This is a genomic window from Marinomonas sp. TW1 (genome assembly GCF_001625355.1).
Classification (GTDB): domain Bacteria; phylum Pseudomonadota; class Gammaproteobacteria; order Pseudomonadales; family Marinomonadaceae; genus Marinomonas.
In genome coordinates, this window is record NZ_JSEE01000003.1 from 148,780 (window position 1) to 162,450 (window position 13,671).

Sequence of the window (13,671 nt, forward strand, 5' to 3'; positions counted from 1 at the left end):
GTTTTAGGTTCTCTCGTCTCTGTTGGGCCCTGTTCTTGCCTATTTCTCCCCCAACATTTTATTCATGTACCTTAGTGGCGCATATCTTGCTTCATACAGTGAAATTCAGCTTGTATAGGTAGAGAGTGCACCATGTCTGCGCCCCCAGAGAATGAATTAACTGTGATGTTGGTTGATAACGAACCTGCCCGAGCAGCGATTGTCGAGCAAGCTATGTTAGACAGTGGCTACCGTGTAATCCGTCGTCTTGAAAATGCTTTGAACTTAAGTCAGGCCGTCATGGAATGTCAGCCAGATATGGTGATCATTGACATTGAATCTCCAGATCGAGATATGTTGGAAAACATGTCTCGGCTCACCCAAGATAATCCAAGACCCATTGTGATGTTTGCAGAAGAAGACGATTCTAGGCACGTTGAAGCGGCCATTCGTGCTGGCGTTAGTGCTTATGTTGTCGATGGGGTGAACAGTGGCAGTGTGAAGGCGATTTTACAGGTGGCTATCGCGCGGTTTAGGGAGTTTCAAGCATTACGCTCTGAGCTTGAAACGGTAAAAACTCAGTTGGAAGATCGTAAGCTAATTGATAAAGCAAAAGGGTTGATTATGAAGCATCAACAGTGTGATGAGCCAGCGGCTTATCAAGCCCTCAGAAAATTAGCGATGGATCGCAGTCAAAGAATGACCGAAGTGGCTCGTAATATCATTTCAGTGATGGAAATTATGGGAGCTTCTAAATGACGTCGACGGTAAATAATTCGTTAGAATCTCAACAGACTGTGCGGATTGGCTTTATTCCTTTAATTGATTGTGCGCCTTTTGTCATCGCCAAAGAGAAGGGCTTTTTTGCAGCTGAAGGGGTCTCAGTAACGCTATCAAAAGAAGCATCTTGGGCCAGCATTCGCGATAAAGTGACGTTTAATATCTTACAGGGTGCACACATGTTGGCATCCATGCCGATTGCGGCAAGCCTGGGTGTTGGGACATTAAAAACCGCCATGCAAACCAGTTTTACAGTGAGCCATAATGGCAATGGCATTACGGTTGGCAATACCTTGTATGAAGCGCTAACGAAGTATGTGGCGCACAGTAGTGATATTCGAAATGGTGTCGCCTTGAAGCGCTATATCGAGGATCGTGCAAAGCACAGTAAGCCACTGCTTCGCTTCGCTGTGGTTTACCCATATTCTTCTCATAATTATCAACTTAGAGATTGGTTGGCTCGTGCTGGTATTGATCCGGATGAAGAGGTGCAAATTGTTGTTATTCCTCCAGTGAAAATGATCGACAGTCTAAAGGCTGGTGACATAGATGGTTATTGTGTCGGGGAGCCTTGGAACAGTTTAGCGGTTGAAGCTGGGGTAGGCCATTTACTGGTGACGGGGTATGAGATTTGGGGGAGCACACCAGAAAAAGTATTTGGTGTGAATTCCTCTTGGGCTGAACAACATGAATTGACCCATCTCGCTGTGATTCGAGCTTTAGAAAAAGCGTGTGAATGGGTTGATCATCCAGATAACCAGACGGAGTTATTGAGTATTTTAAGTCATCCCGATTATCTAAATTGCAGTGTTGAGCAATTGGTGTACGGTTTTAGTGCGATTAAACCGAAAGGCAAATTTGATTGGCCGATGGAGGCGTATCAGCGTTTTTCAGGCCAAGAGATTAATCGCCCTTTACCCAGTTACGCTCTATGGATTATGGGGCAAATGCATCGCTGGCATCAGCTGCCAAGCCTCGAAGCAGCGAATTTAAATGCGATGGCTAAGCAAGTGTATCGTCAGGACATATATGAACGTGCCTCAGGCGACCTTGATCAAGAAATGCAATGGCCTTTAAGCTCATTGCAAGAATCGACTTGGCTAGAGGATATTGCGAAAGGGCGGGTGAGACTTCACCCGAAAGGCATCTTGAAAGGGTTTATAAAATCAGAGGATTAATCGGCCATCTTATGGTGCGTCGTGCCTGATTTGAGCGCAGAAACAAGACATTTTCTGCGTGAATTAAGGTGGTTAAATAATTAAATCCATTGAAATCAATGCTTTATTTGTTTTGGCACATATCATGCTAAAGTTTATATATTGATAGATTATCATCTAAACATTTTGGTGGAATGAGCAATGATGCTGATTGTCACCCACAGGATTGAAGGCTCAATGTAGAGTCGTTTATGAATGGCAAAGGTGCCTGCGAACACACAATTGTGTGATTTGCATGCGCCTTTTTTTGTGTCTTAAAGCGGAGAGTGAAAATGAATTTAAAGTCTTTAGAGACGGTTTTACGGTTACCTAATTTGATCGGGTTAGCGAGAAATTCTACGGCCACTTTATTGTTAAGTTCTGTGCTGGTGTCTGGTGCTGCTCAAGCGGAATTGGATTACCCAGAAAAAGAAGAATTGAAGTTTGGCTTTATTAAGCTAACAGATATGGCTCCACTGGCCATTGCTTATGAAAAAGGCTATTTCGAAGACGAAGGTCTTTACGTTACTTTGGAAGCGCAAGCGAACTGGAAAGTATTGTTAGACCGAGTGATTGACGGTCAATTAGACGGGGCGCACATGTTAGCAGGGCAGCCATTGGGTGCAACGATTGGCTATGGTACTAAAGCGCACATCATTACGGCATTTAGCATGGACTTGAACGGTAACGGCATTACCGTTTCAAACGACGTTTGGGAAGAGATGAAACCCAACATTGCCAAAGGCGCAGACGGTAAGCCGGTTCACCCTATTAGTGCAAGTGCTTTAAAACCAGTCGTGGACCGCTACCGTTCAGAAGGTAAGCCGTTCAATATGGGGATGGTGTTCCCTGTCTCAACTCACAATTATGAATTGCGCTATTGGTTAGCGGCTGGCGGTATTCACCCTGGGTATTATGCGCCCGCGAAAGGCGACACCAGTGGTCAAATTGATGCCGATGCTATGTTATCTGTGACGCCACCGCCCCAAATGCCCGCGACAATGGAAGCCGGCACCATACATGGTTACTGTGTTGGCGAACCTTGGAACCAACAAGCAGTATTCAAAGGCATTGGCGTGCCTGTGATCACCGACTATGAAATCTGGAAAAACAACCCAGAAAAAGTATTTGGTGTTAGTAAAGAGTGGGCTGATGAGTACCCCATTACTCATATTCGCGTAGTCAAAGCCATGATTCGAGCGGCGAAATGGTTAGATGAAAACAACAATGCTAACCGCCCAGAGGCGGTAAAAATCTTATCGCAAAGCCAATACGTTGGCGCGGATTACGATGTCATTGCAAACAGTATGACGGGAACATTTGAATACGAAAAAGGCGATAAGCGTGAGGTGCCTGATTTCAACGTGTTCTTCCGTCATAACGCAACGTATCCCTACTACAGTGATGCGATCTGGTATCTGACTCAAATGCGCCGTTGGGGACAAATCGCAGAGCCTAAATCTGATGAATGGTTCATGAAAACGGCGAAAGAAGTGTATCGCCCTGATATCTACGCGCAAGCGGCTGAATCTTTGATTGAAGACGGTTTTATGCAGGCTTCTGATTTCCCTGATTTTACAACGGAAGATGGCTTTAAATCGCCACAAAGTGATTTTATTGACGGCATTACTTATGACGGTAAGCATCCAAATGATTACTTGAAAAGCTTTCAGATTGGTCTGAAAGGTGATGATCAGATTTAAAGACTTATTAAGCAGTGGGCTTATTTAGGTCCACTGCAAGATGAGTGAGTTCGCCGTTTTACAACTAGCAGGAATATCGCCATGTCAGATTTATCCATCCACTCTTTAAAGGAAAAGCTAGAGCAGATTTCTCTCAAAAGCCTTCTTTTGCCTCTGTGTGGAATCCTTATTTTTATTATGCTCTGGCAGGTGGGTGCCAGCCGAGTACACACCTCACTGGGTGTATTTCCCGGTCCTGCCGTCGTTTATGAGCAATGGGGTAACCTGATTAGTGAACATCAGAACGAAAGGGTAAAAGAACAGCGCTTTTATGAGCGTCAGGAAGACAGAATTGCCAAACGTCAGGCAAAAGACCCGAGTTATGTGGGCAAAATTCGCAGCTATACCGGCAAACCGACGTTCTTTGACCAAATTTTTACCAGTTTGTATACCGTCCTAGCGGGCTTTGGCTTGGCCTGCCTGATTGCCATTCCATTAGGCATTTTGATCGGTTTGAATAATGCGGTGTACAGTGCGCTAAACCCGGTAATTCAAGTCTTTAAGCCCGTGTCACCTCTTGCTTGGTTACCGCTTGTCACCATGGTGGTGAGTGCGACCTATGTATCGGATGACCCGATCTTCTCTAAATCGTTTTTAACCTCCATGTTCACGGTCACTCTATGTTGCATGTGGCCGACCTTAATTAATACGGCGGTCGGTGTGGCGGCCGTTGAGAAGGATTTGTTGAACGTGTCAAAAGTATTGCGTTTAGGCTGGTTTACTCATGTTATGAAGATTGTGATTCCATCGGCTATTCCATTGATGTTTACCGGTTTGCGCTTGTCTTTAGGGATTGCTTGGATGGTTTTGATTGCCGCAGAAATGCTGGCGCAGAACCCAGGTTTGGGCAAGTTCGTTTGGGACGAGTTCCAAAATGGCAGCTCTAATTCTCTTGGTCGCATTATGGTGGCGGTGTTGATGATAGGTTTCATTGGCTTTTTATTAGACCGAGCCATGTTGATGGTTCAGCGTTTTGTGTCTTGGGATAAGACACAAATTTTACGATAGGAGAATGATCATGGCGACGCATCTAGACATCAGTCAGGTATCCATCGAATTCCCCACCCCCAAGGGGTCATTTAAAGCCTTGGATGGGGTGAATTTAAAAATTAAGAAGGGAGAGTTTGTGTCCCTTATTGGCCATTCAGGTTGTGGTAAATCCACCGTTCTGAACATAGTGGCCGGTTTGTATGACGCCACAGAAGGTGGTGTGCTTCTTGATGGCAAGGAAGTCAAAGGTCCAGGGCCAGAGCGTGCGGTGGTGTTTCAAAACCACTCCTTGTTGCCTTGGCTAACGTCCTACCAGAATGTTGAACTGGCGGTGAAGCAAGTCTTTAAAAAGACCAAATCGAAAAAAGAAATGCATGACTGGATCATGCATAACTTAGATTTGGTACACATGACGCATGCGGCAGATAAGCGTCCAGATGAAATTTCTGGTGGGATGAAGCAGCGTGTCGGCATTGCCAGAGCCTTGGCAATGGAACCAAGTGTATTGTTAATGGACGAACCATTTGGTGCTTTGGATGCCTTGACCCGAGCTCACTTGCAAGACTCTCTTATGGAGATTCAAAAAGACTTAAACAACACCGTTATCATGATTACTCACGATGTGGATGAGGCGGTGTTGTTATCGGATCGCATCATTATGATGACCAACGGCCCAGCGGCGACGATTGGTGAGGTTTTAGATGTGGACTTGCCACGACCACGTGATCGTTTGGCATTAGCAAACGATGCGAAGTATGTGGATTATCGTGCTCAAGTACTGACGTTTTTGTATGAAAAGCAACGCAAGGTTGAACCGATCAATGGCTCCACTAAAGCCACCAGTTCGTCTGCCGCGAAAGTGGCTAACGCGTAACAGGGTAATTCATCATGATGCGAATAGTCATAGTGGGTGCCGGAATGGCGGGCAGTAAATTAGCGGAAGAGTTAGCACAGGGGGCAACCGCTAAGCTGGCGATTACCTTAATCGGTGAAGAGCCGAAAGTGGGTTATAACCGCATTATGTTGTCTTCGTTATTGGCTCAGGAAATTAGTGATGAAGACATGCCGTTGGTGGATTTACAAACAATGCGTCAAACCGGCGTTGATATTATTGCTGAAGACCCAGTGGTTAGTATTTCAAGTAAACATAAACAAGTAACCTTGTCGTCTGGTCGTGTGATGGATTATGACAAATTAGTATTTGCGACTGGCTCCAAAGCCAACCTATTGCCCATTGAGGGTGCCAATGCTGACAACGTAATGGGGTTTCGAACTTGGCAAGATGTCGACCGTATGTCGGCGCTCCCTGCTGAACAAAAAGTAGCGGTTGTCGGTGGTGGTTTACTGGGTTTAGAAGCCGCCGTTGGTTTAGTAAAAAGAGGTCATCAGGTCACTGTATTCCATCGCAGTGGTCATTTGTTAAATCGACAATTGGACGCGGCCGCGGCCAGCTTATTGCAAAATCGTCTTGAGACGATGGGGATTGAATTTTGTTTATCCGATAGCCCAACGAGATTTATTCATGATACGTCGGGGACGGTGTGCCAGTTGCTACATGGTGATGGTCAGCGAAAACCGGTGGATTTGGTGATCATGGCGGCGGGGATCGTACCTGAAACACAATTAGCGCAGCAAACTGGTTTGGCGGTAAAAAAGGCCATTTTGGTGGATGCGCAAATGACCACCTCTGACGCAGATGTTTATGCTGTAGGAGAATGTTGCGAATTCGAGCAACAAACCTTTGGCTTAGTGGCGCCTATTTGGTCGCAAATTAAAGTATTAACTCAGGTGTTGGCAGGTAATGCCGCGAATTTTACCGTCACGCCGACACCAACCAAATTAAAAGTGTCAGGTATTAACCTATTTTCGGTAGGGACAATTCAGCCTGATGCGCAAGACGCTTGTCTGGTCTTTGAAGACGTAAGCGCAAATCACTATCGCAAACTGGTGGTCAACGACGGCCAACTGGTTGGCGCTATTCTATACGGCAACGTCGCCGATGGTAGCTGGTATTTCCAGCTTATTCAAAACAAGACGAAGGTTACAGACATGCTGGATCGACTGATATTTGGCGAGGCTTATTGCCAGCCAGAAGTCGCCTGATTCCGCTTTTGTGACGCTAAACTCCGACAAGGGGAAAGACATGACTATAAATACATTAACCGCAGACAAGCCACGTTTAGTCGTCGTGGGAAACGGTATGGTAGGACATCATTTTATTGAGCAGCTGATTGAGCAAGGTGCGCAACATCAATTTGCTATTAATGTCTTCGGTGAAGAGCCGCATTTAGCCTATGATCGGGTGCATTTGAGTGAGTATTTTACGGGTAAAGCCGCTGCGGATTTAGCCATGACAGATGGCCGCCTATATGATGAAAATGGGGTTCGCTATTTTACCAAGAGTCAGGTGGTGGCAATTGAGAGAGATGCTAAATCATTGCAATTGGCATCAGGTGAGCGCTTGTCTTACGACATTTTGGTGCTGGCCACTGGCTCCTACCCGTTTGTACCACCGATGCCTGGACACGATAGAGATAACACCTTTGTGTATCGTACGCTTGAAGATTTAGATGCGATTCGTGATTGTGCCAAACAAGTGACACGAGGCACCGTCGTCGGAGGTGGCTTGCTTGGGTTGGAGGCCGCCAACGCGCTGAAAAACTTGGGCTTAGAAACCAGTGTGATTGAATTTGCGCCACGTTTGATGCCTGTGCAATTGGATGAGACGGGTGGCCAAGTGTTAAAAGAAATGATTGAGGGCTTGGAGGTTAAGGTAAATACAGCCACGGCCACTCAAAACATTGTTGACGGCGAGCAAGCCTTCCACCGTATGAATTTTGCCGATGGCAGTTATCTTGAAACTGATCTGATTTTGTTTTCCGCTGGGATTCGCCCACAAGATGCTTTGGCTAGACAGTCTGGATTAGAAATCGGTGAGCGTGGTGGTATTTGTGTTAACAACGATTGTGTTACCAGTGATGACAGCATTTATGCCATTGGTGAGTGTGCTTTGTGGAATGGTCGAATTTTTGGCCTAGTGGCACCAGGTTACAGTATGGCAAAAGCCGCTGTTGCTCATATTATGGGTGACTCAGACAAGCGCTTTATGGGCGCTGACATGAGCACTAAGCTTAAGTTGCTGGGTTGTGATGTTGGGTCGATTGGGGATGCCCATGCTCAAACTCAAGGTTGTAAGGTGTTTGTATACCAAGATGAGCTGACCCAAAGTTATCGTAAAATGGTGGTGTCGGAAGACGGTAAGAAATTGTTGGGTGCCGTGTTGGTCGGAGATAACAGCTACTACGACACCTTACTGCAATATTATCTAAACGCTATCGATTTACCAGACAATGCCCAGTCTTTGATTTTACCCAGTATGGATGGCGCGCCAGCGGCGTTGGGGGTGGACGCTTTGCCCGCTACGGCGTCCATTTGTAGTTGTCATAACGTCAGTAAACAAGACATCAGCGATGCTGTTTGCGCTGGGGCTTTGTCCGTTGGCGATGTCAAAGGAGTGACTAAGGCGGCCACTGGTTGTGGTGGCTGTGCTGCTTTATTGAAAAAAGTGGTCGACAATGAATTATTGGCACTTGGGGTAGAAGTGAGTACCGACATTTGTGAGCATTTTGCTTATACCCGTCAGGACTTATACAACCTAATCAAAATTGAAGGCATTAAAAGCTTTGCTGAATTGCTGCAAAAGCACGGTAAAGGCCACGGTTGTGAAATCTGTAAACCTGCCGTGGGCTCCATTTTAGCCAGTGTTTGGAACGATTATGTGCTGAAGAAAGAGCACATAGGCTTGCAAGATACCAATGACCGATTCCTTGCCAACATGCAAAAGGACGGTAGCTATTCCATCGTACCACGTATTCCGGGTGGCGAAATTACCCCTGAAAAGTTGATTGTGCTGGGGCAAGTGGCCAAAGACTATGGCTTGTATACCAAGATTACCGGTGGACAACGTATTGATTTGTTTGGTGCCACTCTGCCGCAATTGCCCGAAATTTGGGAAAAGCTGGTGGCGGCTGGATTTGAAACGGGCCAAGCCTATGGTAAGTCATTACGAACCGTTAAATCCTGTGTAGGTAGTACCTGGTGTCGTTACGGGGTCAACGACAGCATGGGCATGGCGATTCACTTAGAGAATCGCTACAAGGGGTTGAGATCACCGCACAAAATTAAATTCGCTGTGTCTGGGTGTACTCGAGAATGTGCAGAAGCGCAGAGTAAAGACATCGGAGTAATTGCCACCGAAGGTGGTTGGAACTTATACGTATGTGGCAACGGAGGTATGAAGCCTCGTCATGCGGATTTGTTTGCTACGGATTTGGACGACGAAACCTTGGTCAAATACATTGACAGAGTTTTGATGTTTTACACCCAAACAGCTGATCGCCTACAACGTACTTCGGTGTGGATGGAAAGCTTAGAAGGCGGTTTGGATTACCTCAAAGAGGTGGTCATTGATGACAAGCTTGGCTTGTGTGACGAGCTTGAGAGCCGTATGCAGCACGTAGTAGACACTTTCCAATGTGAATGGAAAACCACCTTACAAGACGAGCAGGCGTTGAAAAATTTCCGTCAGTTTGTCAATTATGAAGGGGACGATACCAATGTCGTATTTGTCGAAGAGCGCAACCAAATTCGCCCTGCGACAGAAGAAGAAAAACAGCAACTGATTGCGAAGGCAGGTTAATCATGACGATGCAGTGGAAATTGATGTGTGAACAGCAGGACTTGATTGAAGGCGCTGGCATTGCAGCCATGTTGGATGGTCAACAAATTGCGTTGTTTTACGTACCAGAGGCAGAGCAACAAGTGTTTGCCATTAGCAATTGGGATCCCATCGGCAAAGCCAATGTATTGTCCCGTGGTTTGCTAGCAAATTTAAAGGAACAGTGGACCGTAGCGAGCCCTTTGTATAAGCAGCATTATGAATTGCAATCTGGACAGTGCCTTGAGGAAGAAGGTGTCAAGGTAACAACTTGGCCAGTAAAGCTGGAAACCGGCAAGGTGTTTGTTGCTTGTCGGTGATCCTTCATTGACCCTGAAGGTGATTTTTGCACTCAAATAGTGCCAATTCGCATAAGAGGGAATTTCGGGTTCGAGCTTGATGCTCCTGAATCCTTATTATGTGGTGTTTGTTGTACTTGGCCTGTTAATTGCTTAGTTAATAAGTAACTGATGCACCTTGAACCAAAGTTGGTTTACTAATAAAGCAATCAGATATTACAAAAGGCAACGAAGCCCAATCATTCTAGTAGAGTGATTGGGCTTTTTTTGTCTTCGAAAAAGTGAAGGATGGATATATGGCGCAGGCTTTTCAAAAAACAACATGTCCTTATTGCGGTGTCGGCTGTGGTGTAAATATGGTTTTACCAAATACGGATAAAGCCCCTGTTCCCCCAGTATCAGGGGATGAAATGCATCCGGCAAACTTTGGGCGATTGTGTGTGAAAGGAAGCAGTCTGTCGCAAACCTTAATTGATCATGACAGGTTGCTCACGCCAAGCATTCAGGGGCAATCTACTTCTTGGGATGAGGCTTTAGACACCATTAGCGACAAGGTTGCTCAAGTGGTGAAAGATCACGGTCCCGATGCTTTTGCGTTTTACTTGTCTGGTCAGATCCTGACGGAAGATTATTATGTGGCTAATAAGTTAGCAAAGGGCTTTATTGGTACGGCAAACGTCGATACGAATTCAAGGTTATGCATGGCGTCCGCGGTGGTGGCTTATAAGCGCGCGTTTGGGTCTGATACTGTGCCTTGTTGTTATGAAGATTTAGAGTGCTGCGACTTGCTTATTATGGTGGGGTCTAATGCCGCTTGGACACACCCGGTTTTGTATCAGCGCATCGCCGCGGCTAAACAAAAACGTCCTCAAATGAAGGTGGTGGTGATCGATCCTCGTCAAACAGCGACTTGTGATATTGCGGATCTGCATTTAGCGATTAAGCCTGGGGCTGATGCGGCGATTTTTTCTTACCTGCTCTGTCATTCAGATCGTGCCGGCGTTGTTGATCAGACTTTTATGGCGGATTCGACATCAGGGTTTGATGAGGCATTAACGTGTGCGCATGCCGCCACACCAAGTTTGTCTTTTACGGCGGATTTTTGTGGTGTGTCGGTAGAGGACTTAGCTTGTCTGGCGGATTGGTGGGTTGATACTGAAAAGACAGTCACGTTTTATTCTCAAGGCATTAATCAGTCGTCGTCTGGCGTGGATAAATGCAATGCCATTATCAATTGTCATCTTGCAACGGGCCGAATTGGTAAAGAGGGCGCAGGGCCTTTCTCTATTACAGGTCAGCCAAATGCCATGGGCGGACGCGAAGTTGGTGGCTTAGCCAATCAACTGGCGGCCCATATGGATTTTGCAACCCCCGGCGCTCAAGACTTGGTTAAGCGTTTTTGGCAGGCTCCCAACATGGCCACTGAAAATGGTCTGAAAGCAGTCGACTTATTTCAAGCCATGGAAGCGGGCAAAGTCAAAGTGGTGTGGATTATGTCGACGAATCCTATGGTGAGTTTACCTGATACTGCTCAGGTTCGACGTGCGTTGGAAAAATGCGAGTTGGTGATTGTTAGTGACTGCAAAAACAATACTGATACGACGGCCATGGCGGACATCTTATTGCCTGCAACGGGGTGGAGTGAGAAAAATGGCACGGTGACAAATTCAGAGCGGTGTATTTCTCGTCAACGAGGCTTGTTACCGGCGCCCGGGGAGGCCAGGCATGATTGGTGGGCGATTTGTGAAGTTGCGAAAAGGCTTGGTTTTAAACCAGCGTTTGACTACCAAGGGACACATGACATTTTTGCAGAGCATGCGGCGTTATCAGCGTTTGAAAACGCCGGTAAAAGAGATTTCGATATTGGTCACTTTCAGTCTGTGACTCAAGCAGAATACGATGCCTTAGTGCCGGTTCAGTGGCCGGTTCCAAAAGGTCAGCCGGCAGGCACTAAACGGATGTTTGCGGATGGGCAATTTTTCACGGCGGATCGTAAGGCGCGTTTTATTCCCATTTCGCCGGTGCTTCCTCAGCATGCTCGTAATCAAGAGTGGCCGTTTGTTTTGAATACAGGTCGGGTTCGAGATCAGTGGCATACCATGACCAGAACAGGAAATGCGGCTTCTTTAGCTCGTCATACCAATCAACCTTATGTTGAAATCCATCCTCGAGATGTCAAGGCACTGGGGCTTCAGGATCAAGGGTTGGCGCGTTTAGTGAGCCCTTATGGTCAGGCTATTTTAAGGGTGAAGACAAGTCGCGCGACTTCACCGGGTCAGGTATTTGCGCCCATTCATTGGACACAAGCCTTTGCGAATCAGTCTGTGGTCTCCAATCTGATACCACAAGTGGTTGACCCCTTGTCGGGGCAGCCAGAGTCTAAGCATGCGGTCATTCGACTGGAAGCCATAAAAAAACCTCTCTTTGCGGCCATTTTATCAACACAGGCGTTGGATTTATCGGCGTTTTTATATTGGTGTCGTATTCCGTCTGAGCATGGTTTTTACTACGAAGTGGCCTTGTCTAGTGCCGCCGAAGTTGAACAAACCGTACGAGATTTAAAACAGCAAACTGGTTTATCAGAACATTGGATGACGTATCAAAACCCATTGTCTGGGCAATCGAGAATGGCTTGCTTGCGAGAGAATCAATTGGCTTTGTTGTTGTATTGGCATGACCAACCACAGCAATTGAGTGTGGATTGGTTAGTGTCCAAGTTGGCACCTGATAGTCCTGTTTTGGAACAGGAAAGATTGGCCATCTTGGCGGGGAGCTTGGCTCATTCGGAAGATAAAGGCGAGATTATTTGTTCGTGTTTTCAAGTTGGTCATAAACAAATTCAAAAGGCGGTGGCAGAAGGTGTTCGTTCTGTCGCTGAGTTGGGGACGCGATTAAAATGTGGCACTAATTGTGGTTCTTGTGTGCCAGAGTTGAAACCTTTTATGCCAATACCAGTGGAGCAAAGCGCATGAGTGACGCATTTAAACCATTTATTCAGGTGCTTGGGCGAGGTAAGAAAGGCGCTCGAAGTCTTACTTCGGAAGAAGCCGAACAGGCAATGACTCTTATGCTGAATGATCAAGTTGCCGCTGAACAATCGGGGGCTTTTTGGATGTTAATTCGCATTCGAGAAGAAACCGTTGAAGAAACCGTGGGGTTTACACGAGCCACGCGCCGCTTCTTACGAGAAAACAATGCATTGGTGAAGACGGTCGATCTTGATTGGCCTGCTTATGCTGGTAAACGCAATGAGTTGCCTTGGTTTTTGTTGTCAGCGTTGGCCTTAGCGAATGCTGGTGTTCGCATAGTCATGCATGGTCACGCGTTTGATGGAGAAGAGCGGATTTATGTCAACCAAGTATTAAGTGTGTTGGGCCTTAACGTTTGTTCTTCGGTAGAGGAGGTCAATCAATGCCTTAATGAGCAAGCGTTTGCTTACATTGATTTGATAAACATACACCCTATGCTAGGGAGAATGATGAATTTGAAATACCAATTAGGGTTGCGATCGCCGGTGAATACCGTGGTTCGAATGATGAATCCATTTTTTGCTCCCCATAGTCTACATGGGGTGTTCCATCGTGGTTACGATGCACTGCACCTAGCGGCTTGCGAACAGCTCCAGGACCCTTCCGTCTTAGTGTTTCGTGGTGGTAATGGAGAAGCGGAAGTGAACCCAGAGCGAGAAGTGACACTGGGAAAATGGCAGAGTAATCAAGCGACGTGGACGGTATGGCCTAAAGCTGAGCAGCGTTATAAGCGACTGAAAGACAACCTTGATGTCTCTCGTTTGGTGGATCATTGGGGGGGCGAGACCATTGACCCATTCGGAGAGCAAGCCGTGCGTCAAACCCTCGCAGCGGTTGTCGGTTTGTTATACAAATTAGATTCACATCAAGCTTGTTTGGCATTAGCGGATGAAATTTGGTCTAATCGATCTTTACCTTGGCTGAGAAAAGCGAATTAAA

General features: G+C 46.4%; 10 protein-coding genes. All 10 read left to right on the forward strand.

What is annotated here, in order from left to right; genetic code table 11:
- Positions 1-132 precede the first annotated feature (132 nt).
- The 10 genes from OA79_RS03830 (at position 133) to OA79_RS03875 (ending at position 13,670) form a co-directional block, all read left to right on the forward strand.
- Complete coding sequence (locus OA79_RS03830) at positions 133-738, forward strand: ANTAR domain-containing response regulator (protein ID WP_063331888.1); 606 nt, start codon at positions 133-135, stop codon at positions 736-738.
- Positions 735-1,937 carry a CmpA/NrtA family ABC transporter substrate-binding protein gene (locus OA79_RS03835; RefSeq protein WP_063331889.1) on the forward strand — a complete coding sequence of 401 codons (1,203 nt, stop codon included), beginning with the start codon at positions 735-737 and terminating at the stop codon, positions 1,935-1,937. The genes OA79_RS03830 and OA79_RS03835 overlap by 4 nt, the downstream gene beginning before the upstream one ends.
- A 311-nt stretch (positions 1,938-2,248) precedes the next feature.
- On the forward strand, positions 2,249-3,658 hold the full coding sequence (locus OA79_RS03840; protein ID WP_063331890.1) for a CmpA/NrtA family ABC transporter substrate-binding protein: 1,410 nt from the start codon (positions 2,249-2,251) through the stop codon (positions 3,656-3,658).
- A gap of 81 nt (positions 3,659-3,739) precedes the next feature.
- On the forward strand, positions 3,740-4,705 hold the full coding sequence (locus OA79_RS03845) for an ABC transporter permease (protein ID WP_063331891.1): 966 nt from the start codon (positions 3,740-3,742) through the stop codon (positions 4,703-4,705).
- Between the two features lie 10 nt (positions 4,706-4,715).
- Entirely contained in the window at positions 4,716-5,561 is an 846-nt protein-coding gene (locus OA79_RS03850; RefSeq protein WP_063331892.1) for an ABC transporter ATP-binding protein, read from the forward strand.
- Between the two features lie 14 nt (positions 5,562-5,575).
- Positions 5,576-6,790 carry an NAD(P)/FAD-dependent oxidoreductase gene (locus OA79_RS03855; RefSeq protein WP_231908794.1) on the forward strand — a complete coding sequence of 405 codons (1,215 nt, stop codon included), beginning with the start codon at positions 5,576-5,578 and terminating at the stop codon, positions 6,788-6,790.
- 40 nt (positions 6,791-6,830) lie between these two features.
- Complete coding sequence (gene nirB, locus OA79_RS03860) at positions 6,831-9,386, forward strand: nitrite reductase large subunit NirB (RefSeq protein WP_063331893.1); 2,556 nt, start codon at positions 6,831-6,833, stop codon at positions 9,384-9,386.
- Positions 9,387-9,388: 2 nt separating this feature from the next.
- The gene (gene nirD, locus OA79_RS03865; RefSeq protein ID WP_063331894.1) at positions 9,389-9,724 is read left to right on the forward strand and encodes a nitrite reductase small subunit NirD; all 336 of its coding nucleotides are present in this window, start codon (positions 9,389-9,391) and stop codon (positions 9,722-9,724) included.
- Between the two features lie 275 nt (positions 9,725-9,999).
- Positions 10,000-12,675 carry a nitrate reductase gene (locus tag OA79_RS03870; RefSeq protein ID WP_063331895.1) on the forward strand — a complete coding sequence of 892 codons (2,676 nt, stop codon included), beginning with the start codon at positions 10,000-10,002 and terminating at the stop codon, positions 12,673-12,675.
- Positions 12,672-13,670 (forward strand): glycosyl transferase family protein, encoded by a 999-nt coding sequence (locus tag OA79_RS03875; RefSeq protein WP_063331896.1) that lies wholly within the window; start codon positions 12,672-12,674, stop codon positions 13,668-13,670. The genes OA79_RS03870 and OA79_RS03875 overlap by 4 nt, the downstream gene beginning before the upstream one ends.
- Position 13,671: the final 1 nt, after the last annotated feature.

Excerpts from the sequence above, each read along its gene's own strand:
- OA79_RS03835 (WP_063331889.1), top strand. The coding sequence starts at position 735 with ATGACGTCGACGGTAAATAATTCGTTAGAATCTCAACAGACTGTGCGG.
- nirB (WP_063331893.1), top strand. The coding sequence starts at position 6,831 with ATGACTATAAATACATTAACCGCAGACAAGCCACGTTTAGTCGTCGTG.
- OA79_RS03870 (WP_063331895.1), top strand. The coding sequence starts at position 10,000 with ATGGCGCAGGCTTTTCAAAAAACAACATGTCCTTATTGCGGTGTCGGC.
- OA79_RS03845 (WP_063331891.1), top strand. The coding sequence starts at position 3,740 with ATGTCAGATTTATCCATCCACTCTTTAAAGGAAAAGCTAGAGCAGATT.
- OA79_RS03875 (WP_063331896.1), top strand. The coding sequence starts at position 12,672 with ATGAGTGACGCATTTAAACCATTTATTCAGGTGCTTGGGCGAGGTAAG.
- OA79_RS03850 (WP_063331892.1), top strand. The coding sequence starts at position 4,716 with ATGGCGACGCATCTAGACATCAGTCAGGTATCCATCGAATTCCCCACC.
- OA79_RS03855 (WP_231908794.1), top strand. The coding sequence starts at position 5,576 with ATGATGCGAATAGTCATAGTGGGTGCCGGAATGGCGGGCAGTAAATTA.
- OA79_RS03840 (WP_063331890.1), top strand. The coding sequence starts at position 2,249 with ATGAATTTAAAGTCTTTAGAGACGGTTTTACGGTTACCTAATTTGATC.
- nirD (WP_063331894.1), top strand. The coding sequence starts at position 9,389 with ATGACGATGCAGTGGAAATTGATGTGTGAACAGCAGGACTTGATTGAA.
- OA79_RS03830 (WP_063331888.1), top strand. The coding sequence starts at position 133 with ATGTCTGCGCCCCCAGAGAATGAATTAACTGTGATGTTGGTTGATAAC.